Raw genomic sequence first — 430 nt, forward strand, 5'->3', positions numbered from 1 at the left:
CCCGGCGGCGTCGGCCCGATGACGATTGCCACTTTGTTGGAAAACACGCGTACACGCGGCCTCATTGCACGACTAACCGCCGTCATTAAATTAGGCCGTCTGAACATGGTTTTTCAGACGGCCTGACCTGTTTTTTGTTTTTTTACCTTATCGGCTTCACATGTCCTTACTCGCGTCCCACACCGACAACCCGACTTTCCGCAACGCTTCCTATATCCTGATGGGTTTGGCCTTGCTGATTGTCTTGCACTACCATCTGCTGCCGCTGCTGCTGTCGGTTATCCTGACCTATATCTCTATTACGCACACCAACGGCTTCAGCCTCAAACTCCGCCGCCGTGTTTTACCGCGCAACACGCGGCTGCATAAATCGCTCAATGCGCACAACATCAACCTGATTTCCACCACGCTGACGCTGGCCATCGTGGTC

1 pseudogene is annotated in these 430 nt (G+C 53.7%); it reads left to right on the top strand.

The features are described 5' to 3' along the window. Positions 1 to 160 precede the first annotated feature (160 nt). Positions 161 to 430: pseudogene (locus tag ACTHUE_RS20605) on the top strand (AI-2E family transporter); the annotation flags it as partial.

Source organism: Neisseria sp. P0021.S005, from assembly GCF_051956955.1.